At 35.6% G+C, this 22,629-nt stretch carries 19 protein-coding genes; 13 read left to right on the forward strand and 6 right to left on the reverse strand.

The window, feature by feature from the left end; genetic code table 11:
- Positions 1-119: 119 nt before the first annotated feature.
- Positions 120-1,046 (reverse strand): arginine deiminase family protein, encoded by a 927-nt coding sequence (locus ABFR62_06065; protein MEN8137978.1) that lies wholly within the window; start codon positions 1,044-1,046, stop codon positions 120-122.
- Positions 1,047-1,241: 195 nt separating this feature from the next.
- Here ABFR62_06065 and ABFR62_06070 point away from each other — a divergent pair, with 195 nt between their 5' ends.
- Complete coding sequence (locus ABFR62_06070) at positions 1,242-2,048, forward strand: DUF1338 domain-containing protein (protein MEN8137979.1); 807 nt, start codon at positions 1,242-1,244, stop codon at positions 2,046-2,048.
- 235 nt (positions 2,049-2,283) lie between these two features.
- Here ABFR62_06070 and ABFR62_06075 read toward each other — a convergent pair whose 3' ends face one another.
- On the reverse strand, positions 2,284-3,585 hold the full coding sequence (locus tag ABFR62_06075) for a citrate synthase (GenBank protein MEN8137980.1): 1,302 nt from the start codon (positions 3,583-3,585) through the stop codon (positions 2,284-2,286).
- A gap of 293 nt (positions 3,586-3,878) precedes the next feature.
- Here ABFR62_06075 and ABFR62_06080 point away from each other — a divergent pair, with 293 nt between their 5' ends.
- The gene (locus tag ABFR62_06080; GenBank protein ID MEN8137981.1) at positions 3,879-4,838 is read left to right on the forward strand and encodes a DUF368 domain-containing protein; all 960 of its coding nucleotides are present in this window, start codon (positions 3,879-3,881) and stop codon (positions 4,836-4,838) included.
- 23 nt (positions 4,839-4,861) lie between these two features.
- Here the strand turns inward: ABFR62_06080 and ABFR62_06085 are convergent, their stop codons facing one another.
- Complete coding sequence (locus ABFR62_06085; GenBank protein MEN8137982.1) at positions 4,862-5,236, reverse strand: hypothetical protein; 375 nt, start codon at positions 5,234-5,236, stop codon at positions 4,862-4,864.
- Positions 5,237-5,417: 181 nt separating this feature from the next.
- On the reverse strand, positions 5,418-6,692 hold the full coding sequence (locus ABFR62_06090; protein ID MEN8137983.1) for a type IX secretion system plug protein domain-containing protein: 1,275 nt from the start codon (positions 6,690-6,692) through the stop codon (positions 5,418-5,420).
- 188 nt (positions 6,693-6,880) lie between these two features.
- On the opposite strand from ABFR62_06090, the gene ABFR62_06095 reads away from it, so the two are divergent.
- The 6 genes from ABFR62_06095 to nqrF all read left to right on the forward strand — a co-directional run bounded on the left by ABFR62_06095 (position 6,881) and on the right by nqrF (position 12,912).
- A complete protein-coding gene (locus tag ABFR62_06095) occupies positions 6,881-8,218 on the forward strand; it encodes a Na(+)-translocating NADH-quinone reductase subunit A (GenBank protein ID MEN8137984.1) in 1,338 nt (445 codons plus the stop codon).
- Between the two features lie 109 nt (positions 8,219-8,327).
- Positions 8,328-9,527: an NADH:ubiquinone reductase (Na(+)-transporting) subunit B gene (locus ABFR62_06100; GenBank protein MEN8137985.1), complete on the forward strand. Its 1,200-nt coding sequence runs from the start codon at positions 8,328-8,330 to the stop codon at positions 9,525-9,527.
- Positions 9,528-9,539: 12 nt separating this feature from the next.
- A complete protein-coding gene (gene nqrC / locus ABFR62_06105) occupies positions 9,540-10,268 on the forward strand; it encodes an NADH:ubiquinone reductase (Na(+)-transporting) subunit C (protein ID MEN8137986.1) in 729 nt (242 codons plus the stop codon).
- 11 nt (positions 10,269-10,279) lie between these two features.
- On the forward strand, positions 10,280-10,927 hold the full coding sequence (locus tag ABFR62_06110; protein MEN8137987.1) for an NADH:ubiquinone reductase (Na(+)-transporting) subunit D: 648 nt from the start codon (positions 10,280-10,282) through the stop codon (positions 10,925-10,927).
- A 1-nt stretch (position 10,928) separates the two neighbouring features.
- Complete coding sequence (gene nqrE, locus ABFR62_06115; protein ID MEN8137988.1) at positions 10,929-11,543, forward strand: NADH:ubiquinone reductase (Na(+)-transporting) subunit E; 615 nt, start codon at positions 10,929-10,931, stop codon at positions 11,541-11,543.
- Between the two features lie 55 nt (positions 11,544-11,598).
- Positions 11,599-12,912 (forward strand): NADH:ubiquinone reductase (Na(+)-transporting) subunit F, encoded by a 1,314-nt coding sequence (gene nqrF / locus ABFR62_06120; protein MEN8137989.1) that lies wholly within the window; start codon positions 11,599-11,601, stop codon positions 12,910-12,912.
- Positions 12,913-13,176: 264 nt separating this feature from the next.
- On the opposite strand, the gene ABFR62_06125 is transcribed toward nqrF, so the two are convergent.
- Positions 13,177-13,935 carry a hypothetical protein gene (locus ABFR62_06125; GenBank protein MEN8137990.1) on the reverse strand — a complete coding sequence of 253 codons (759 nt, stop codon included), beginning with the start codon at positions 13,933-13,935 and terminating at the stop codon, positions 13,177-13,179.
- Positions 13,936-14,079: 144 nt separating this feature from the next.
- Here ABFR62_06125 and ABFR62_06130 point away from each other — a divergent pair, with 144 nt between their 5' ends.
- The 3 genes from ABFR62_06130 (at position 14,080) to ABFR62_06140 (ending at position 17,683) form a co-directional block, all read left to right on the forward strand.
- Positions 14,080-15,486 carry an MATE family efflux transporter gene (locus tag ABFR62_06130; GenBank protein ID MEN8137991.1) on the forward strand — a complete coding sequence of 469 codons (1,407 nt, stop codon included), beginning with the start codon at positions 14,080-14,082 and terminating at the stop codon, positions 15,484-15,486.
- A 328-nt stretch (positions 15,487-15,814) separates the two neighbouring features.
- Positions 15,815-16,264: a KTSC domain-containing protein gene (locus ABFR62_06135; protein MEN8137992.1), complete on the forward strand. Its 450-nt coding sequence runs from the start codon at positions 15,815-15,817 to the stop codon at positions 16,262-16,264.
- A 72-nt stretch (positions 16,265-16,336) separates the two neighbouring features.
- Complete coding sequence (locus ABFR62_06140; protein MEN8137993.1) at positions 16,337-17,683, forward strand: DEAD/DEAH box helicase; 1,347 nt, start codon at positions 16,337-16,339, stop codon at positions 17,681-17,683.
- Between the two features lie 68 nt (positions 17,684-17,751).
- On the opposite strand, the gene ABFR62_06145 is transcribed toward ABFR62_06140, so the two are convergent.
- The gene (locus ABFR62_06145) at positions 17,752-18,270 is read right to left on the reverse strand and encodes a hypothetical protein (protein ID MEN8137994.1); all 519 of its coding nucleotides are present in this window, start codon (positions 18,268-18,270) and stop codon (positions 17,752-17,754) included.
- Between the two features lie 407 nt (positions 18,271-18,677).
- On the opposite strand from ABFR62_06145, the gene ABFR62_06150 reads away from it, so the two are divergent.
- A complete protein-coding gene (locus tag ABFR62_06150) occupies positions 18,678-20,987 on the forward strand; it encodes a UvrD-helicase domain-containing protein (protein ID MEN8137995.1) in 2,310 nt (769 codons plus the stop codon).
- A gap of 284 nt (positions 20,988-21,271) precedes the next feature.
- Entirely contained in the window at positions 21,272-22,468 is a 1,197-nt protein-coding gene (locus ABFR62_06155) for an IS256 family transposase (GenBank protein MEN8137996.1), read from the forward strand.
- Positions 22,469-22,629 lie beyond the last annotated feature (161 nt).

Consider the following 22,629-nt stretch of genomic DNA (forward strand, 5'->3'; position numbering starts at 1 on the left):
TACAGGCAGTTTCGGCATTGAACCTGAAATTAACAGGTTTTACCATCATTAGTGTGTCGGTGTATTGTTTCATAGTTTATAAGTTCAAAGTCTAAAGTTCAAAGTCTAAAGTTTAACGTCTAAAGTGTAGTAGAGACCCTCTCTAAAGGCATAGTTGAGCACCTCAACAATCCTTCCATCTTAGATATTTCTGAATATGGAATTTCCTCAACTGTCATTCCCCATTCATTACGCATGTGTTCGTTAAGTCTGGTAAAGCTTTTTTCGGAAACCACAACTTTCTTGCTTATAGAGAAAACATTAGAATACATATTGTACATCTCATCTCTGGTGATCTCAAAAATATTTTCTTTGCCAAAATAATTTACTATTCTGTTGTAGTCTTCAATGTTTTTAAATCCGTCTTTGTAGAGTATAGCTTTATGGTCGCTCACCGGCTGAAAACAACAATCCAGGTGTAGAGCGTTATCTCTGGGTTCATCGTCGGATTTGTTAAGTTCGAATCCCCTGATTTTTTTCTCCGGAAATGTTTCTGCTAAAAACTTTAACCCCGCTTCGTTTGTTCTGGCAACAGTATATTTACTGAAATCAGGTTCTTTAGAATATCCTACGATAAGAAATTCTTTCCATGGCATTACATCACCTCCCTCGATTTGTACACCTTCGGGAGGCGTTATTACCTGCTCAGGATTTATTTGTTCAATGACTTCGTTAAGAGCATCAATTTCTCTTTCTCTTTCTTTGATTACGTGTGTTTTTATAAATTTATCATCAATTACAAAAGCAATATCTCTCGAAAATACCTGATTGTAATTTTTAATAATTTCGGGTCGGTATACCTCAACATTATATTTTTTCAATACTTCGGCAAATGCCTCCATTTCGTCGATAATATCTTTTTCTACCGGGTATTTGCCTAATCTGATATGTTCTTTTGATTTAGGATCATAGGCTTCCTCCAGAGTTGGTGTTCCTCCAAAGCTGTTGCCTATGCCTAAAACTACTTTTTTTAGGCGGGATGTTTCGTCGTTGATATATAAGTTCATGTTTGTAAAGTTATAAAGTGTTGGCGAATTTAAGAAATAGATTGAAATTATTAAGTGTAATTTATTTGTCTTTTAAAAATAGTATTAAATTGTAAGTGTAGGGGATGGGCTTTTTGAGCTTTAATACAAATTACTATCCTAATAGTTGTATTGAATTTAGTAATATTGTAATTTAATCCTAATAAATATAAGCAAATGAAGACTATAGAAGAATTTTTCGAGAAATTGTGGAGTAAGTACAGCTCAGAAAACCCGGTTGCATTTGATGTAAATAATGCTTTGCGCAATGAAGGCGAGAAAGTGATTAATGATCATATTGCTTTTAGAACTTTTAACCTTGAATTTTGCAATATCGATAAAATTGCCGGCTTTTTAATTGAAAACGGATATGAAGAAAAAGAAGAGTATTTTTTTAAAGAGAAAAAACTTCATGCCAAACATTATGAGAGCAAGCTGGATAAGGATTTGCCACTTGTGTTTATAAGTGAGCTGGAACTTGAAAAGTTTAGTCCTAAATTTCAAAAGGTAGTTAAGGATGTTTATCGAAGTGTTGATTGGGAAAAGGTAAATTACGATGATATTTTGTTTTCCGGTTTACTTTGGGATAATCCTGAGTATGAAAAATACCTTGTACTGAAAAATGAATCGCAATATGCTGCCTGGCTTTATACTAATGGCTTTGGCGCAAATCATTTTACAGTAAGTATCAATAGGCTTACAAAGTATAATTCTACGTCAAAACTGGTTGAGTTTTTAAAGGGAAAAGGTTTTGCCTTAAATACTGTTGGAGGAATAGTGAAGGGGTCTCCCGTGAAAATGTTGGAGCAGTTAAGTACTATGGCCGATTCGAAGAAAATACTATTTAAAGAAGGCGAATATATTGTTCCAACATGTTTTTATGAGTTTGCCTATAGGTATAAGGATGAAAACAATAAGGAGTTTAGAGGTTTTATTGCAAACTCGGCCGATAAGATTTTTGAGAGTACTGATTCTGAAAAATAATTTTCATCGTTCTGTATGATTTTGCAGTAGGGATGGAAATGGCAGCTTGTAGCGAAGAAGTGTATTGAATAAAATACGGGCGGGGCTTTGCGTTTTTTGCAAAGACCCCGCCCGTATTATTATGAAAGCACTTGTGAGATACAACTATAATGGACAGCCCGGCCACTGCCCAAAATAAAAAAAACCGCCAATACAAGATCGACGGTTTTCGGAAATATTATTTGTTTATAGAATTCTAAACTAATTCTTCTGTTCTATTGTCCATACCAACAAATTCTCTCTCAGTTTCTCCAGTATAGATTTGACGAGGACGACCGATTGGTTCATTGTTCTTTCTCATTTCTTTCCATTGTGCAATCCATCCCGGAAGACGACCAAGCGCAAACATTACCGTAAACATATCAGTTGGAATACCAAGTGCACGATAAATAATTCCTGAGTAGAAATCTACGTTAGGGAATAATTTACGATCGATAAAATACTGATCATTAAGTGCTGTTTCCTCAAGTTTTTTGGCAATTTCCAAAACAGGATCATTTACTCCAAGTTTAGCCAATACTTCGTCGGCAGATTTTTTGATGATCTGAGCTCTTGGATCGAAGTTTTTGTAAACTCTGTGTCCGAATCCCATCAAACGGAAAGGATCGTTTTTATCTTTCGCTTTAGCAATATACTTATCAGCATCTCCACCATCGGCTTTGATTGCTTCAAGCATTTCGATTACTGCCTGATTGGCTCCACCGTGTAATGGTCCCCAAAGTGCGTTAATACCTGCAGATACTGATGCATACATACTTGCATTAGAAGAACCAACTATACGAACTGTTGATGTAGAACAGTTTTGTTCGTGGTCGGCATGTAGAATCAATAACTGGTTAAGTGCTTTTGCCACAACCGGATCCGGTGTGTAATCTTCGTTAGGCTTCTTATTCATCATATATAAGAAGTTTGATGAATAATCCAGGTCAGGCTTAGGGTAATTTATCGGACGACCTATGTTTTTTCTAAATGTCCATGCTGCAAGTGTTGGCAGTTTAGCCAATAATTTCACCATGTTCAGGTAGTTTTCTTTGTCGTCGTTATACGGATTAAGAGAAGTAGGGTGGAATGCCGTAAGTGCAGAAACCAAAGAAGATAAAACTCCCATAGGGTGAGCTGTAGAAGGGAATTCCTCCATAATCTTTCTCATCCTGTCGTGTACAACAGCATTGTCTTTGATGTCTTTTTCCAGTTTATCAATCTGTCTTTTAGTTGGTAGCTCACCTCCAATTAACAAGTATGCTACTTCTAAAAATGAAGCTTTCTCGGCTAATTCATAAATACTGTACCCTCTATATCTTAATATACCTGCCTCACCATTAAGGAATGTGATTCCACTGGTAGTAGCTCCTGTGTTTTTATATCCGGGATCAATAGTAATTACTCCTGACTGACCTCTTAGTTTTGAAATATCAACTGCTACTTCGTTCTCTGAACCTTCTACAATAGGTAATTCAATTTCTTGATCTTTTACCTTTAATATTGCCTTTTCTGACATTTGATTAGTTTTTATAGTGAATAATTATTGAACACAACGAATATAGAAAATAAAGTCATTTTTACAACTGATAAAAGTCAGTATATATCTCTGAACTATTGTTATAGCTGCTGCTTGATGAGTTTGATGATTTTGAACTTGAAATAACATGACGACGGTCATATAGTTAAAGGTTAGTTATTTATGAATAGTTATTTTAGCCGGATTTGCCGTATTTTATGTTTATTATTAGAGTAATAAAAAAATTGCATCACAATTATTAAGTTTTATTTTTGCGGGATAATAAAAATAAGATGCAGAGAAGTTTATTACAATACCTGGTAGTTACATTAAAGGGAATAGCAATGGGTATGGCTGATGTTGTTCCGGGAGTTTCCGGAGGAACAATAGCTTTTATTTCGGGAATTTATGAGGAGTTTATTAATTCTTTAAATTCTATTGACGGGACGGCCTTAAAATTGTTGTTTAAATTTAGAATAAAAGAATTTTGGAAGCATATAAACGGAGGCTTCCTGTTTTCTTTGGCAATTGGTATAGCTATAAGTATTGTTTCTCTTTCGAAGGTTATTATATATCTGTTGGATAACCGTCCGGTGCTGTTATGGGCTTTTTTCTTTGGTTTAATTGTAGCTTCAGTGTTATTTATTGGTAAGCAGATTAAGAGTTGGAATCCCAGAGTTATAACTGCAATAATTATAGGGGTGATAGTTTCTTATTACGTAACAATAGCTGAGCCGGCTGCCAGTCCCGATAGTAGTATGTATGTGTTCTTTTCAGGCTTTATAGCTATAATAGCTATGATACTACCCGGGATTTCAGGTGCTTTTATTTTATTGTTGATGGGATCTTATCCTACAATTATTGGTGCAATAAACAGTTTGAGAGAAGGTATTGTATCTGCTGATTCGGAGATGATAGTTAATTCCGGCACTATGCTTGCAATTTTTGCTGTAGGTGCTGTTTTGGGGCTTCTCGTTTTTTCGAGGGTTTTGGCATGGATGTTTAAGAATCACCATAATTCAACCTTAGCTGTTTTGACAGGGTTTATGATTGGATCCTTAAATAAAGTCTGGCCGTGGAAGGAAACAATTTCAACACGAATTAATTCTCATGGAGAAGAAGTTCCGTTTTTACAGAGAAGTATTTCGCCATTGGCTTTTGATGGTGATCCTCAAATAATAACAGTTGTGATTTTGGCTTTAGTAGGTTTTTCGTTGATATATTTTCTGGAAAAGTTCTCGAAAATCGATTAACACTTTTATTGTGTCGGGCAAAATTAGTTTAATGAAGGGGTAGATGATAAATATATTTTCCCCGTATCTATTTTAGTTTTTATATTACTGTTTAGTGTACTAAATGTAAGTTTTCCTTCGGCAAAAGCTATATCGGAAGTTAATTTAAAACCAATCTTAAATTTAAATCTTTTTCCGGGGGCTATTTCAACTGTTTTTTCTTTAGTATTGACAGGGGATTTAGTTTTTGAGCCGAAATAACAAATAAAAAACTCTCCTTTTCTTAATATAATTGGTTGACTAAAATGATTGAAAACTTCAATAGTTGAGATGAAGATATAGTTTTGATGACCATTTATATTGTGTAAGCCCAGGTAACTACTGTTTTCACTAACAGTTAATATTTCATTTATTAACATTCGAGTTGCTATTGTGTTTATTTTAAAATAAAGCTATCCAGAAATGATAAAATCGACTAAATTAATAGAGGAAATGCATTCTTTAATCTTTAAAGTGGTTTTTGTAAAATAGAACTATGCAATAATTCAGTATTCAATACCCAATGTATATCAAAATATTTATAGGATTATTTTCTATGATTTAAAATAGATTTTCAGATCTAAGTTGGTAAAAACCTATCACCCTGTCAAATCTACTGTCCATGCTTTTGTAATAAACAATAATTGTATAATTGTTTTCGGTTTGATAGAAAGATCCGGAAATAGCATCAGGATGAAATTCACCATTGTCAATTACAATATACTTATAGTCGTAATAACCTTGCTTGAGAAGGAAGCTGGTAGAATATACACCCCGCTGTTCATCGTACTTAAGTCGGTTTTCCTCTTCAAGCCGCCAGTCGTTGAATGCTCCGTAAACGTATATTTTTGAATTATCGTGAGGATAAACTGTTTTTAGGGAAAAATGAATATTTGAATAGTCGCCTTCAGTTTTAGTATCTCCTCCGTCGACAGACCTTATTACAAAACCTCCGTTGTAATCCTGTTGCGTAGTGAATGGATCTGAGTTTCTCGGTACATTTGTATATAAAAAGGTGTGATAAATATCTTCCAGTCTTATAAAGTCGGTATAAAGTCCCGCAGTACGGATACTTTTTGTGTCAAGATGATAAAAGTAATTACCTCCTTTAAAGTTGCTTTTATCGTAGTAATTATAAATTAAAGTATTATTTCCCAGATATTGATATTTCAGATCATATATGGCATTATCCCAGGTATTGTTTTGTAATATACTTACTTTTATTTCTTCCGAGGGGTTTTCTATGTTAATATCTCTGTGATTCAGAGTGAAGTTTATCTGTTGTTCAAAGTCTCGTTTATTTACAACAGTAGCCCTGTCAACTTTAGCTCCTATATTAACAATATCTTCATAGATAACTAAACGTCTGATAAAAGAAGGTTCATCGGGGTCGTCGAGATATACTTTTAGCAGGTAGTTCCCTGAGACTAATACTTTCATGTCGCGATTGGGAAATTTAAAACTATAGTGGGTGTATTTTTTGAGGGTATTAAAGGAGTATGCATAATCTGTTATTTCTCCTTCGTTATATCCTTCAATATAGTCATTGTCGAAAATATCTGATTTTTCCCAATTAGAATCATAGTGTTCTACAGTATAATAATAGTTTTTTTGGTCAGAATCCAGATCATCGAAGCTAATAATGAATTGTTCTCCAAGTTTTGCATATGGTAACTGATAATTACCGCTTATATTTTGAATATCGATCGATTTAATATTTACATCGTCAGAGATCAATAATTCGGGGTTGGGAAAGGGTGAATTTTGAGCGTAAACAATGGGGATTGTCATGATAAACATGAAGGAGTGCAGTGCGTAAAGTATGAATTTTGTCATATTTAGGTATGATTTAGACTAATTATTGTGTTCTATGATCGTGTAATATTAGTAAAATCAGATGGTTTAGAAAAAAGCAGGCCATTGTTTAAAGTGATTATAAATAAATGGGAGATATGTCAATAGATAGGTCTATTTTCATATTTTAGCAGCGAATTTAATATACTTAATTAATCTCTTATATAAATATGTCACAAGACATTCGTATAAAGAGAGGCGTTGACATAAAGCTTAAAGGTAAAGCTGAAAAAATGTTCGCCAATGTCCCTCAAGCGAAAGTGTTCGCCTTACGACCAGACGATTTTCATGGAGTTACTCCAAAATTGACTGTTAAAGTAGGTGCACAGGTAAAAGCAGGGGACTCTCTTTTTTACTCAAAGTACGACGATAGAATTAAATTTACTTCACCGGTTAGTGGTGAGGTAGTTGAGATTGTACGTGGTGCAAAGCGTAAAATTTTAGAGGTAAAGGTCTTAGTAGATTCTGAGGTCACTTACAAAGAATTTCAAATAAAAGAATCTTCAAAAGAGGACGTTACTGAAATTTTATTAGAAAGTGGTGCTTGGGTATTTATTAAGCAACGTCCGTATGATGTTATTGCAAACCCATCGGACAAACCTAAGGCAATTTTTATTTCAGGTTACAATAGCGCGCCTCTTGCGGCTGACTATGATTTTGCTCTACAAGGCAAGGAAAAATCATTACAAAAAGGTATAGATGTTATATCTAAACTTACAACCGGTAAAGTTAATTTATCAGTAGATGGTAGTCAATCATCATCTGTTTTTCAAAACATTTCAGGAGTTGAATTACACAATGTAACAGGTCCGCACCCTGCGGGTAATGTTGGTGTTCAGATCCATCACATCGATCCCGTGAATAAAGGGGAGAGAGTATGGACCGTAACACCTCAGGATCTTGTTATTATTGGGGACTTATTCCTTACAGGGAAGTTCAACGCTGAAAGGGTTGTTGCATTAACAGGTTCAGAAGTAAGTCAACCACGTTATGTGAAAACTATTGCAGGAACAAGTATTGAGAATATCTTAAAAGATAATCTTAAGAGCACTAATGTTCGTGTTATCAGTGGTGGACCATTAACGGGGACAAAAATTTCACAAGATGGTTATCTGGGGTATTACGATAACCAAATTACAGTTCTTCCGGAAGGAAAAACACATCGTTTCTTCGGATGGGTGCCATGGTTATACAATAATATTTTCAGTATGGCCGGCTCTTCTTTTGCTTCAACAGGAAAAGAGTATGCAATGGATACCAACAAAAACGGTGAAACTCGTGGTTTTGTAGTTACCGGTGAAATGGAAAAAGTTTTTCCATTCGATATTTACCCTATGTATCTCGTAAAATCTATCATGTACAATGATATTGGAGAGATGGAAAATCAGGGTATTTATGAAGTAGCTCCGGAGGATTTTGCTTTAGCAGAGGTAATTAACACTTCAAAAATCGACATCCAGAAAATCGTTCGCGAAGGGTTGGATGTAATGATTAAGGAAGTAGGATAACATAATGAGTACATAGTACAAAGTACTTAGTACATAGACTTTTTTTATAAAATCGGACTATGTATTATCTAGGTACTAAATACTAAATACTAAATACTAAAAAAAGATAATGAAATTTTTAAGAGACGCATTTGACGGTATCAAACCGGATTTCATGCCCGGAGGTAAAAGGGAGAAATTTTATCCGGTATTTGAGACCATTGAAACGTTTTTCTTTACTCCTGATCATGTAACCACTTCCGGTTCGCATATTCGTGATGGTGTAGATATAAAACGTTTGATGACCGTTGTGGTTCTTGCTCTTTTTCCCGCTTTGTTTTTTGGGATGTACAATATTGGGTACTTCCATTTTGAGCAGCTAGTGGCCTTAGGACAGCAAGATTCTTATACGTTCATGGAAGCATTCCTTTTCGGATTATGGAAATTGCTTCCAATTATCATAGTATCCTATGCTGTTGGGTTGGGTGTTGAGTTCATCTTTGCGATGTTCTACGGACACGGAATCCACGAAGGATACTTTGTAACAGGAATGTTGATTCCATTAATTGTACCGGTTGATTTGCCACTTTGGATGCTTGCTGTAGCAATCGTTTTTGGTGTAGTAATCGGTAAAGAGATTTTTGGAGGAACAGGAATGAATATTCTTAACCCTGCATTGGTAGTACGTGCATTCTTATTCTTTGCTTATCCAACATTTATGTCGGGTGATAAAGTTTGGGTTGCCGGGGCTTCTGAAGTAGATGGTATGTCTGGAGCAACAATTCTGGGACAATTAGGTTCAGGAGGTGATGCTGCATTACAGGTAGGTAGTGTTAACCACGTATATTCAGTAATGGATATGTTTGTTGGACTAATACCGGGATCGATAGGTGAAACTTCAACAATTGCAATTTTAATAGGAGCAGTAATGTTATTGCTTTCAGGTGTTGCAAGCTGGAGAATTATTCTTTCAGGAATTATCGGAGGAACAGTAATGAGTTTCCTTTTCCAATTATGGGGAGCAAACCCACTGATGGATTTCGGATGGAAACATATGTTGGTAGGTGGTTTTGCTTTTGGTCTTGTATTTATGGCTACCGATCCGGTATCGGCTACACAGACAAATACAGGAAAATGGATTTATGGTTTTCTAATTGGATTCTTATCTATCCTGCTTCGTGTACTAAACGGATTCCCTGAAGCTGTTATGCTTGTAATCTTGTTACTTAATGTATTTGCACCAACAATCGATCACTATGTGGTTCAGGCTAGTGTAAAACGTAGAAACAAGCGTGTTGAAGATAAAATCAAAAAAGCATTAAGCGCATAAAACGTAGATATTATGGATACAAATAAAAATTCTTATACGTTTATATTCGCTATAGTAATGGTTATAGTTGTTGCATTCTTATTATCGTTTGCTGCAACATCATTAAAGCCTTTACAGGATGCGAATTTGAAACAGGAAAAAATGCAAAACATTCTTAAAACGGTTGGCGTTGATTTGTCTCGTGAGGAATCACAAGTACAGTTTGTCAACTATATTAAGAAAGGTATTGTTGTGAATAATGAAGGTGCTGTGGTTGAAGAAGCTTTGGGTGCCGACATAGAAAAAGGAAAAGCATTTACTGCTAATGTAAAAGCCGCTATTCAGGATAAGCAATATCCAATTTTCGTTGCTGAGGTAGAAGGGAAGACATTTTATGTTATTCCATTACACGGAATGGGAATGTGGAGTGATATCTGGGGTAATGTAGCCTTAGAATCTGATAAAAACACTATTGCTGGTGTAAATTTCGATCACGCTTCAGAAACTGCAGGTTTAGGTGCTGAAATTGCAACCGACTGGTTTCAAAAAGAATGGGTTGGAAAGCAAATTATGAAAGATCCAAATAGTGGTTTTAATGAAGCGAATTTTGCTTCGGTGGCAACTATTAAAGGAGGTGCTCAGGAAGGTGATTATCATGGTGTAGATGCAATTTCAGGAGGTACAGTTACATCAACTGCAACTTCTAAAATGTTTAAAGACCGGGTAGAGCTTTATTTACCATATTTCAATAATCTAAAATAGTAGACAAAGTTATGAGCGAAGAAAAAGAAGCATTGTTTTCTAAGAAGAACAGACAACTGCTAACTAATCCGCTAGACGACGATAACCCGATCACGGTACAGGTATTGGGTATTTGTTCTGCTTTAGCGATTACGGTAAAACTTGAGCCTGCTATTGTAATGTCATTGTCAGTACTATTTGTATTAGGTGCGGGTAACGTAATTATCTCTTTGATGAGAAATATGATTCCAGCGCGTATTAGAATAATTGTGCAATTGGTAGTAGTAGCCTCTTTGGTGATCTTGGTTGACCAGGTATTGAAAGCATACGTTTTTGATGTATCAAAACAACTTTCGGTATTCGTAGGTTTAATTATAACAAACTGTATTGTGATGGGGCGTTTTGAGGCCTTTGCATTGGGTAACACTCCCTGGAAATCATTCCTCGATGGTGTTGGTAACTCTGCAGGATATGGTTTGATACTTGTTATAGTAGCTTTCTTTAGAGAGTTATTTGGTTCGGGAGAGTTATTTGGACAAAAGATTATTCCTGATGCGGTTTATAACGCGGGATATATGAACAACGGTATGATGTTGTTGCCTCCTATGGCACTTATCGTAGTTGGTGTTATTATTTGGGTTCAAAGAGCACGTAATACTAAACTTGTAGAAGCTAATTAAGATGGAGTTAGTTAATTTATTCATAAAGTCCATGTTTGTAGAAAATATGGTCTTTGCATTCTTCTTAGGGATGTGTTCATATTTGGCTGTATCTAAGAAAGTAACTACAGCTGTAGGTTTAGGGTTTGCTGTAATATTCGTATTGGTTATTACGCTTCCTGTAAACTTTCTTTTAGAAAATTACGTTCTTAAGCCTGGTGCTTTAGAGTGGTTAGGAGCTGAATTTGCCGATGTTGATTTAAGCTTCCTTAGCTTTATCATGTTTATTGCTGTAATTGCTTCTATGGTTCAGTTAGTGGAGATGGTTGTAGAGAAATTTGCACCTGCTCTTTATGCGTCATTAGGTATTTTCTTACCACTTATCGCTGTAAACTGTGCTATCCTTGGGGGATCATTATTTATGCAAAACAAAAACTTCATCAATGTTGGTGAAGCTGTTGTATATGGACTTGGATCGGGAATTGGTTGGTTGATGGCAATTGTTGCCTTGGCTGCTATTCGCGAAAAAGTTCGTTATTCTCACGTTCCTGCTCCATTGCGAGGTTTAGGTATTACTTTCATCATCACAGGATTGATGGGTATTGCCTTTATGGGATTCATGGGTATCAAATTGTAATAATTAATCAATTGTGCTGACCTTTGTCAGCACTGATGAAAAAAACGAAATTAATATGTTTTTATTTGCATCATTAACAATTGGTACCAGTATTGTAGTATTTGCCATCCTTATTATTTTGTTGGTATCTATACTACTTACTGCAAAAGCAAAATTGGCACCCTCTGGACCTGTAAAACTTACTATAAACGGTAAGAAGGAACTAGAGGTGGAGTCAGGTGCTACGCTATTGCAGACACTTGGTAACAATAAAATCTTCCTTCCATCAGCATGTGGAGGTGGAGGTACTTGTGGAATGTGTACTTGTCAGGTAAACGAAGGAGGTGGAGGAATCCTACCAACTGAAGAGCCTTACTTTACACGTAGAGAAGTACAAGATAACTGGCGTTTAGGATGTCAGGTGAAGGTTAAGCAGGATATGGATATTTCTATACCTGAAGAAATCTTCGGAATTAAGAAATGGGAGTGTGAGGTAGTTTCAAACTACAACGTATCTACATTCATTAAAGCATTTGTTGTTCGCCTTCCTGAAGGGGAGACAATGGACTTCAAAGCCGGTGGATATATCCAAATTGATGTTCCGAAAATTACTATCGATTATAGTAAAGATTTCGATATTTCTCCAGAACCAAATGATCCTGCAGGACCGGATAAGTTCAAGGAAGATTTCGATAAATTCAACCTTTGGAAACTGAAAATGGTGAACGATGAGCCAATTTATAGAGCATACTCTATGGCAAATGCACCATACGAAGGAAATATAGTAATGTTGACTATACGTATCGCTACTCCGCCATGGGATAGAGAGAAAAACGATTGGATGGATGTAAATCCTGGTATTTGTTCTTCTTATATCTGGGCTCAAAAGCCGGGTGATAAAGTGACGGTTTCAGGTCCTTATGGTGAATTCTTTATTCAGGATACCGGAGCAGAGATGATCTACATCGGTGGTGGAGCAGGTATGGCGCCAATGCGATCTCACTTATTCCACTTATTCCACACCTTGAAGACTGACCGTAAAGTTACATACTGGTACGGTGCCCGTTCGAAACGTGAAATCTTCTTTGAAAGTGACTTTAGAGAAATCGAAAAGAATTTCCCTAACTTCCAGTTCAACATTGTTCTTTCTGAGCCAATGGAAGAGGATAATTGGGTAGCCAAAAAATCATTAGATGATAAAGAAGGTGATGGATTCTTAGGATTTGTTCACCAGGCTGTAATCGATCAGCAGTTGAGTAAGCACGAATCACCGGAAGATATAGAATTCTATTTCTGTGGACCTCCTATGATGAATAATGCAGTTGTGCAAATGACTGACGATTGGGGAATACCGCCTGAGAATGTTCATTTTGATGATTTCGGTGGATAAGAAATCCGTTAGAAGTCAGGAGACAGAAGTCGGAAGTAACTTTCTGTATTCGGTCTTCAGATAAAAAAATAAACCTCTGCTAAATTAAGTTTTGGCGGAGGTTTTTTGTTTGTATCATTTATAATTTGAGTTTAACGTAAAAGAAAACAGAAGATTTTTACCTTAATTGAGAATGAAAATTTCAGCATCTTGGCTCAGTCTAGACGGCTAAATTGTAAGGTGGAAATATTCATTTTATTACGGTAGATTCAATTTGTAAATGTTTTAATTACTCCAATTATAATTTACAGTATTAAACATCTCTTCATAACAGTTAATGTTTTCAGAGAATTTTATCATTTCATCATGAGTGAAGTTAATTTCATCATGACTGCTATACTCCCAAAAATCTACTCCTTTTGCAAATACAAATAGACCTTTATCCCGGTTAGTGTCTATAAACGGATTGTTTTTGTCATAATCGTTTACATAAGTGCAATTATTGTCGAGCAGGACCCATTTGTTATTGACGAATATTTCAGACATAACATGACCTGCAAAATATTGAGCAGTACCTTCATTGTAGTCGTATCCCCATTGTACGTCGGAAGTTTCGATCATTACTGCCGGAAAACCAAATTCGCGTAAAATACTTGAAATAATTAAAGCAGCCGAATGGCAACCGTAGAAAGTTTTAATCTCGAAGTGTTCATCTACGGTTAATTTTCCGACCATATTTCCACCGGCATTTTCGAATGTAAAGTTCTGGTTTACCCAGTGACATACTTGTAAAATACCGTCAATATTTTTTTCGGGAGTACCAATTGCATCACGTACTTCTTCGAGATGGCTGTCGCTTAAATCAGATTGTTCACCGGGGGTAAGGTATTTATCAGGGGAATCATAATCTATGCCGAAGGAAAAATCGATGGAGTTAAGATAGTTTACACATGGATCGGGAATCTCCTTTTCATCATCTTTTGAACATGATGTGAAAAATATAGGAATTGAAATTAGCAATATGAAAATCTTTAATGTTCTCATAACAATTTGATTTTAGCATAATTACTGAGAGTAAAGTTACAAAATAAGAGCGTGTTTATCTGTTTTTTACCGAAGATTGACACTCTATTATTTTGTACTTAACAACGATAATAAAACGTACATTTATCCAACCGAAAAACAAGTATGGCAAATAATAAACATCTCAAAGATTCATCAGTATCCAAGGGCCTTTTTGTGTTAGGAGGACTTGGAGTAATTTCCATGATTTCCGAAGGGCTGTATGGAGTACTTGATAAATACTTTGTTTCCACTCTTGGTATTGAAGAAGTGCAGGCTGTATCATTAGTGTTTGGTATTACTTTTCTGATTATAGCCATTGCAATGTGGCTGAGCATTGGAGGAATGGTATCTGTATCAACAGCAAATGGCAGAAAAGACAGCGAAGCGGTCAGGCGCAGCGCTGTTACTATACTTGGAATGGCTATACTGGGCGGTGCCGTACTGAATTTTGTCTTATATTATTTTAGCAATGAGTTACTTTCAATTTTTACATTAAGTCCGACAAGTAAAATCACAGAGGCCGTTATATTCAAAGCAAATGAATATCTGCAGGTATTTAGTTTTGCATCAATTCCAATGGTATTTATGCTGAGTCTGGTATTTGTATTGCGTAGTTTGGGTTATTCGGCGATGCCAACAATAGCTACAATTATGTCGGCAGTTATCAATGGCAGTTTCGATTATTATATAGTTACATTTACAGAGGTTGGAATAAAAGGTATTGCTTTAGCTACGGTTACCGGCTTTACAGTATCATCTGTATTTCTGTTATTCGTATTTTATAAAAACTGGAATAAGACTAAACAGGAAGATACTAAAGTTTTTTACGAATATTTTTCAATTCATGCAGCAAAAGAAGTATTAAGTTTCGGACTGCCGAGTCTAGGAAAACAAATTGCAACATTCGCAGCTATTACTATATTCAACCTATTTGCAACTGAGGTTTCCGATGATATGGTTGCCGGTTGGGGTGTGTCGAACGATATTTTTACGCTGGCACTTTATATATCCTACGGGTTGAATGTGGGAATGATGCCAATGCTTGGTAATAGTTATGGAGCAGGAGATAATAAACGCAGTTTGGAGATAATTAACACTACTCTGATAGCTTCAACTGCCATATTTTTAACGTATAGCGTAGTTGTTTATACTTTCGCATACGAAATAATGGGAATCTATTTCACAAATACGGAAACAATAGAAGTTGGGGTATCTGTATTGCGACTCGTGGCATTTTCATTTCCAACTGTTGCATTTGTGATGCATGGTAGTAATGCCATGCAGGTTTTAAATAAAAAAACGGCTTCATTGGTAGTTGGTATTAGTCGTCAGTTAATATTTTTCGTTCCTTTTGTAGGAGGGATTTTTCTTCTTAACAAGTTAACCGGTAGTAGTATTAATATTGTATTAGGGCAGGTACTTGCTGATTTTATGGCATTTTTTATAATGATATATTTTTATAAAACAATAATCAAAGAGAAGCTTTATATGAAAACCCCATCTCGGCTAAGCCGAGACCAACAGTTATGATTAAATTTTGGGATTCCACCTGCCTGCTTGATGTAGTCAGGCAGGTATGACCTTAATATAAAATTTAAACATATGAAGTAGGAGAGAGATGTCTGCTCGGTTCATTTTCTATTATTAATAAATAAAATTAGGGCTTCTATCAATTAAGTTTTGATGGAACTTTTTTGTGTCTATCAGTCTAAAAGTAGTGTTGATGGAATTAAATAAAGTATTTCTATTTTGCTTAGATATAATTTGTAATTTCGCGCCCGGTTAAAAAACACATAAGTGGCTGTACGTTAATAATATGACAGGAGTATGGGTACAAGTAAATATAGAAAGAATATACATGAAGCGCATAAACGAATACAAGAAACTTTTTGAAGTAGAGAATGATATAGATTTAAAAGATCTTAAGAAAAAATATAGAAATCTTGTAAAAGAGTGGCATCCTGATAAATTCTCTCAAGGTGGAGAGGAAGCTACTGCAGCGGAGATTAAGAGTAAACAAATCATTGATGGATACCATTTTTTGGTAAGTATTGCACCCGAAACAAAAGCATCTAATTTAAGTGAGTACACGGCAACAATAAATGAGTCTGGTATTGCAGATTTTCAGCATAAAGGTCTTTTGCTTGAAGTTACGTTTATGGATGGATCAACATATGAGTACTTTGGTGTTAACCGTGGTTTATTTCAAAAGTTAATTAACTCTGATAAGCAAGTACGTTTTGCAAAGAGAAATATATTCAATTCTTTTTTATACAGAAAGTCTAAGAAAGGTAGTTTAGTAGCTTAATATAACTGCATAGAGCTAATAGTTGATTAATAAACTTTACATTTGTAGTTGAAATTTTAAAAATAGAACATCGTGCTTTTCGAAGAATTAAATATAACAACACCATTACTTAATGCCCTTAACGATTTGGGTTATAAGGAAGCTACTCCTATTCAGGAGAAGTCATATTCTGTAGTGATGTCGGGTAGAGACATGGTTGGTGTAGCGCAAACAGGTACCGGTAAAACTTTTGCATATCTATTGCCTATATTGCGCAATATTAAATTTTCGAAAGAAAAACACCCACGACCAAAAGTATTGATTGTTCAGCCTACACGTGAACTTGTTATTCAGCTTGTTGAGGAACTGGAAAAGCTAACGGAATATATGAATATTCGTTTTGCCGGAATTTATGGTGGAGCAAATATTAATAAGCAAAAAGATATTGTATATAACGGTTTAGATATTTTGGTGTCTACTCCCGGTCGTTTGGTAGATATGACATCTTCGGGTGTTTTACGTTTGGTGGATGTGCAAAAATTTGTTTTAGACGAGGTAGACGAAATGCTGAATTCCGGATTTAGGTCACAGCTTACAAGTATTTTGGATGTTCTACCGAAACGACGTCAAAACATAATGTTTTCTGCAACCTTAAATAGAGATGTAGATAATCTAATTCAGGAATATTTCAATGACCCTATAAGAGTTGAAGTTGCCCGTCATGGTACTCCTCTCGAAAAAATTGAGCAAAGTTCATATCACATACCTAACTATTATACTAAAGTTAACCTTCTAAAGTTGCTTTTGCATGACAGAGATGAGTATAAGAAGGTACTTGTGTTTGTTGCCCGTAAAAAATGGGCAGATAGATTGTACAATCTGATTTTAGATGATTTTGAGGAAGAAATGGATGTTCTTCACTCAAATAAATCACAAAACTACAGGATTCAGGCTTTAGATAAATTTGCTAAAGGCGAACTTAGAATTCTGTTAGCAACAGATGTTATAGCCCGAGGAATTGATGTTTCGGATGTAACACATGTTATCAGTTTTGATACTCCTGATTTTCCCGAAAATTACATTCACAGAATTGGGAGAACAGGTAGGGCAGAAAAATCGGGAAAATCAATCGCTTTTATATCGAAGGTAGAGAAGGAATATCTGGAAGATATCGAAGAGATGATGAATATGAAGATACCTAAATTAGACTTGCCTGAAGATCTAGAGATATCGGAGTATTTGTTGGAAATGGAAAAAGATAAAACCAATCAGAAAAATATCTTAATTAAAATAAAGGACAGGGAAGGTAGAGGAGAAGCTTTTCACGAGAAAAAAGATAAAAATAAAAAAGAGAATTTAGGTGGTCCGGGAAGACGAAACCCCAAAAAGGACAAGCCTTTTAACAGGGCTGCCAGAAGGCGTAAATCTAAAAAGAAATAACATAAAAAAAGTCAATCCACATTCCGGATTGACTTTTTTTATGTTTGATAATGAGGTCTGGATTTGAATTAAAACTCCTGTGAAATCTCGTTTTTTAATTTCGCTAAAGCCAATTTAATAGGATTATCATGATCCTCTTCTCCTGTGAACAAAATATGTTGGTAATCCATAACTCCTTGCCCTTCTTCAAGTTTTTGATGAGTGAAGTTTACAGCCACGATAGTAGCGTTTTTCGCAGTTTCAATCATTTTCCAAAGTTGTGGAGTCACATATACCTGCTGCGAAATATTGTGATCAAATTCATCGTTGATCTGTTTTATAAGAACGTTTTTGTATAACTCTGTTGAATCGATGTTCGCAGGCATTCTTCTTGCTAAGCTTACTAAAGAAATACGTTCTAACAGTAAAGTAAGTCTTTCGTAGGCCTGAAGCCTTATCGGTAGAGATTCTTTTACTTTCGACAGCTTTAATTCGTGGAAACGTTTTAGATTTTCCTCTTTAAAAAATATTTTCAGAAAATACATTGCTATAACTCCAACAACCACTGATGGAATTATATATTTTAAAAATTCTATTATTACATCCATTGAATATTATTATAAGTAGTTCATAAGTGATGCTGCCAAATGTAACAGGAAAAAGACAAAAGAAAAAAGATAAAAAGAAAAAAGATAAAAAGACAAAGGAAAAAAGATAAAAGAAAAAGGAAAAAAGGTGCCGGGAGTTGGAAGTCGGAGCAGCAACCAGTTATGAGTTTAAAGTACTTATAAGTCCATATAAGTTATGAGTTCAAATACCAAACCTGCAACCCTTGCCCTGAGCGAAGCAATAGCGTAGTCGAAGGGGGTAACCTACAACCAGTCATTCGACAAGCCCAGGAACCGGTAACCAGCAACAAGTAAACAGTAACTGATAAACACTATATTACTCATAATAAAAATTCTTCTCATAAAGATATTTCCCTTATTTTTGGCAGCATATAAAATTGATTGTTTTGGCAGATTATTTAAATACATTGAATGAGGCTCAGCGTGTGGCTGTAGAGAATTTAGAAGGTCCTATGTTGGTGATTGCCGGTGCAGGTTCCGGCAAAACAAGGGTGTTGACTTATAGAATTGTACACCTGATAAATAACGGTGTAGACCCCTTTAATATTCTCTCTCTCACCTTTACTAATAAGGCTGCCAAAGAGATGCAGGTAAGAATATCTGCTCAGGTAGGAAGTTCAGAGGCTAAGAATCTCTGGATGGGAACTTTTCACTCTATTTTTGCCCGAATTTTAAGATCCGAAGGACACAGGTTGGGGTATCCGTCAAACTTTACAATCTACGATGCTCAGGATTCAGAAAGGTTGATAAGAGCGATAATAAAGGAAATGAATCTTGATAAAGATGTTTACAAGCCAAAACAGGTTCAGGGTAGAATTTCATCTTTCAAGAATTCTTTAATTACAGTGAAGTCATATTTCTTACACCCTGAATTGCAGGAAGCTGATGCTGCTGCAATGCGTCCGCGTACCGGAGAAATATACAGAGAATATGTTGACAGGTGTTTCAAAGCCGGGGTAATGGATTTTGATGATTTGTTGTTGAGAACAAATGAGTTATTAAATCAGTTTCCTGATGTGTTAGCTGTTTATCAGGATAGGTTCAGGTATATTATGGTAGATGAGTATCAGGATACAAACCACTCTCAATATTTGATAGTAAAAGCCTTAGCTGCTAAATTCGAAAATTTATGTGTTGTGGGCGATGATGCCCAAAGTATATATGCATTTCGGGGAGCCAATGTGAAGAATATTCTGAATTTTCAGAAGGATTATCCCAATATGAAGATGTTTAAGCTGGAGCAAAATTACCGTTCTACCAATAACATTGTTCAGGCTGCTAATGTAGTTATAGCAAATAATAAAGATCAGTTGCAAAAAGATGTATGGACATCTAACTCTGATGGCGGAAGGATAAAGGTTGTTAAAACTGTTACCGACGGAGAAGAAGGGGGTTTTGTAGCATCTACTATTTTCGAAACTGCTATGACCGAGCAGATGAACTGGGATGATTTTGCTGTACTTTACCGTACCAATATGCAATCAAGGGCTTTGGAAGATGCATTTAGAAAAAGAGATATCCCTTATCGCATTTTTGGTGGATTATCATTTTACCAACGTAAAGAGGTAAAAGATATTCTGGCTTATTTTAGGATGATAATTAATCCTAACGATGAGGAAGCTCTAAGGAGAATTATAAACTTCCCGGCTCGTGGAATAGGTCAAACTACTATTGACAGGCTTGCAATAGCTGCACGTGATTATCGACAGTCTGTATTTAGTGTTATGGAAAAGGCTTCGATGTTGAATATCGGAATAAATGCCGGTACCTTGCGAAAAATTGAAATTTTCGTAAATATGATAAAAGCTTTCAGAGTTCAGGCCGAAGCCTCTGATGCTTTTACAGTGGCCGAAAATGTAGCTAAGAGTACGGGGCTAATTAAAGAGTTGCAAAAAGATAGTACACCCGAAGGTGTTAGTAAATACGAGAATATGCAGGAACTCGTAAATAGTGTAAAGGAGTTTACTGTATATCAAAAAGAACAGGCTGATGGAGACACATCATTGGCATTTTTTTTAGAAGATATAGCCCTTCTTACGGATGCTGATAAAGAGGACCCTAACGATACAAACAGAGTGTCTTTAATGACTATTCATACTTCTAAAGGATTAGAGTTTCCACATGTTTTTATTGTAGGAATGGAGGAAGAATTATTTCCTTCAGGAATGAGTACCAGTACCCGTTCTGAATTGGAAGAGGAACGAAGACTGTTTTACGTAGCTGTAACCAGAGCCGAAAAACAGGCATATCTTACATATACTCAAAGTAGGTACCGTTGGGGGAAATTGACCGAAGCAGAACCGAGCAGATTTATAGATGAGATAGATGATGATTACCTTGAATTTATGACTCCGAGAGGACGGAAGGCAAGAATGTTGAATAATAAGGTAGAAGGAAGTTTATTTGGTAATGATCCTATGCGTACTTCTAAACCTAAAGCAGGTACTCCTCCAAGACCAAGAGAAACAGCTAGGTCTGTTCGTAAGTTGAAACCATTGAATACAATGAATTCGAATGGATCAGATCTTTTCGGCGGAAAGTTGAGTAAAGGTAATCTTGTAAAGCATGAGCGTTTTGGAATTGGTGAAGTAATGATGGTTGAAGGAGTAGGTGTAAATCAAAAAGCAACTATTAGATTTGAGGTAGGACTGAAGAAACTTTTGCTGAAATTTGCTAAATTAGAGGTTGTAGGTTAGACAAAAGACAAAAGATACCTGCCTGCGTGACTCAGTCAGGCAGGAAAGAGGAAAGATAAAAGATAAAAGAGGAAAGAGAAAAGAGGAAAGAGGAAAAAAGAAAAAGGAGAAAGGAAAACCGACGGAGGAGGTTCAGCGAGCAGCAGATGAAAATAAAAGTGCCAGCGAGCTAAAAGTAAAAAGTAAAAAAAAGGGGAGTATCCTAAAAACTGTGTAAGTTGAAAAATATCGGGGTTTGTAATCTCGATATTTTTTTGTTTAAATTTAAAAACCAATACACAGTTATGAAAAAAGAAGACCTATTAAAAGACGATTTCCTAAAACAATTTAAAACAGGAGAAGACTTAAATAACTTTTTAAGTCGCTTACAAAAGCGAGGAATAGAAAAGATTCTGGAAGGCGAACTTGACGGGCATTTGAACTATGAGAAGCACCAAAAATCAGGAAACACCAATTCACGTAATGGGTACACTGATAAGAAGATTAAAACCAGTTTCGGAGAAAGTGAAATAAAGGTTCCTAGAGACAGAGATTCTTCATTTAATCCAATGCTAATACCTAAGCGAAAAAGCATGGTAGATGGCATAGAAAACATCATCATTTCCTTATATGCTAAAGGGATGAGTAATAGTGATATTGAAGAGCAAATAAGAGAATTATATGACTTTGAGATTTCAACTTCTACGATATCACGAATAACAGATAACATTACAAATGACATTGTTGCATGGCAAAATAGACCTTTGGAACCAGTTTATTTAATCGTTTGGATGGATGGTATCGTTTTCAAGGTTAGAGAGAACTCCAGAGTGATAAACAAGACTGTTTATATAGCAATTGGTTTACGCAGAGATGGAAATAAAGAAGTATTAGGCTTATGGTTAGGTAAGAACGAATCATCTGCCTTCTGGATGAGTGTTTTAACAGATATAAAAGCAAGAGGCACTGAAGATATACTGATAACTGTAACGGATAATCTAAATGGATTTACAGATACTATAACTAATGTTTTCCCTGATTCTAAAACTCAAATTTGTGTAGTCCATCAGATTAGAAATGCTTCCAGGTATGTAGTTTGGAAAGACAAGAAGGAGTTTACTAGAGATATGAAACAGATTTATAATGCTCCTACTAAACAGGCAGCAGAACTTGCCTTAAACGACTTTTCTAATAAATGGAACAGTAAGTACACATATGCCGTAAAGAGTTGGAGAGAGAACTGGGAAGAACTCACTGTTTTCTTTGAATTTCCTTTAGAAATTAGAAAAATTATTTACACCACTAATTTAATTGAAAATCTTAATGGAAAAATAAGGAAGTACACTAAGAATAAGCTTTCCTATCCGACTGATCAAGCTGTAATGAAATCTGTTTTTTTAGCAGTTAGAGAATCTACTAAAAAGTGGACTCAACCAATTAGGAATTGGGGTGTTATTATAAATCAATTTTTAACTATATTTGAAGAAAGGGTTCAACTTTAAAAAAGTCAAACCCTGATATTTATAACTTACACACTTTATGGGATAGTGTCGGTTGCTGGTTGCATTTCCCTCCATCTCACAATCTTCGAATTGACTTCGTCGAACCTAAAGGTTTCTCCACTTCACTGCGTTTAGCTTCGCTGATTCTAAATAATTCGGTC

Source organism: Bacteroidota bacterium (genome assembly GCA_039714315.1).
Lineage (GTDB): Bacteria > Bacteroidota > Bacteroidia > Flavobacteriales > JADGDT01 > JADGDT01.